Annotated in this window: 2 protein-coding genes; one reads left to right on the top strand and one right to left on the bottom strand. The window is 62.3% G+C overall.

What is annotated here, in order from left to right; genetic code table 11:
- Positions 1-360: hypothetical protein (locus OXG98_15730; GenBank protein MCY3773456.1), on the top strand; the 360-nt coding region annotated here is incomplete at its 5' end.
- Positions 361-415: 55 nt separating this feature from the next.
- Here OXG98_15730 and OXG98_15725 read toward each other — a convergent pair.
- The coding region (locus OXG98_15725; protein MCY3773455.1) for a Rieske 2Fe-2S domain-containing protein at positions 416-1563 on the bottom strand (1148 nt) is incomplete at its 5' end.

Here is a 1563-nt window from a genome sequence, read left to right as displayed (position 1 = left end):
CTTGCCAGCGACCGCAAGATGATTCTCAACATGACCTCGGGGGCGGGCTCGGTGACGGTCGGCATGGAAGCCTTTGCCGGTACCGGGTTCTTTTACAAGAGCACCAAGGCGGCGCTGAACAGGAACATGGTCAACCTCGCCGCCCACTTGAGGACCATGGATCCCGACGCCATCACGTTCAACCTGGCGCCGGGCTTCACGATCACCGAGCGATTCGAGGGGATGGCCGAGGACGAAATAGGCAATCGCGGCACGCCGGTGAATGAGGTTGTAGCCGGCTTCATCGAGGTCATCGACAAGGCGACGCCGGAATACAGCGGCAGAATCTACGGCTTCGAGGGCGAACTCAAACCGTTCTGAACACACCATGAGAAATTGACGGTTCTTGAGGCTGGGGCAGGTCAGTCCATCATGGCTAGACAGACCGCAGATGCCGCAGGTCCCGGCCCACCTGGTCGCGAGCACCGCCATAGTACTGCCTGCAATAGCGGCGGTACACCGCGATATCCCCGTCAGCGCGGCTGAGCCGCGGCCGCGGCAGGTATCGCTTGCGTTCCCAGATGATCACGTCCTGATCGACATCCCGCTTCTGCGCGCGGCTCATGATCCTGTTCATCAGCAGCGTGCGCAGCCGCAACGGCAGGAACCCGAGGCCCACCGCAAAGCGCCCGGGGTTGCGGATATCCCGGACCTGAGAGACCAGCACCAGTTCGTTGTGGGTTCCGTCCACCGGCGTGGAGAGAACCCACAGGCGCGCGTCCATGCCGATGGAATGCTCGCGGATCTCCACGTACGAGTAGCCGAGTCCGTGCACGTGAGTGGTCGCCGAGACATTGAACAGAACGTTGAATATTCCCGCGATCCGTCGCTGGCGCTTGAAGTCGAAGCAACTCTTCAGGTAGGCGCCGTGGACCGATACGCTTCCCACTGGCTCAACGTGATCGTAGCCGTGCACGAGTCGCAGGTGGGCAAGGTCCACCGAATTCTCGGCGGTCTCCTGTGGATGGCCCCGGAAACGGAAGGTCTTGAACTCGAAAGAACTCCAATCCGCTCCGGTTGATGGCTCCTCGGGCAGTCTCCACTGCGGCGATCGGCCTTCGATACCCCACCAGGCAAAGACGAGGCCGAGCACTTCCTGTGTTTCGAACACCTTCAGCCTGGCCGTTCTCGGCGGCGGGGCATGGGGCGTGGCAACGCACTGGCCGACCGCATCGAACTGGAAGCCGTGGAACGGACAGACGAGGCAGCCGTTGCGCACTGCCCCTCCGCCCTCGGGACTCAGGTCGGCGCCCATATGGGGACAGACCGCCTCGGCCACGCAGATGCGCCCTTCATCGTCGCACCAGGCGACGATGTTTTGACCCAGCCAGGTCTTCGCAAACAGTTTGTCCCTGAGGATGGACTCGCGGGTTGCAACGAAGTACCAACCCTCGGGGAAGGGATACAGTGCGGAATCCTGGTCCAGTACCGTACCGTCTGTATGCATTGTGCCCGCCTCCCGGCTGTGGACGCTTGCGGCGGCCTCGTCCTGTGTAACCGAATTACGGCCGGAATCGGCTTGCC

This window comes from Gemmatimonadota bacterium (genome assembly GCA_026706345.1).
Lineage (GTDB): Bacteria > JAAXHH01 > JAAXHH01 > JAAXHH01 > JAAXHH01 > JAAXHH01.
Note: the sequence above shows the minus strand (reverse complement) of the source record. Positions and strands in the feature narration are given on the sequence as shown.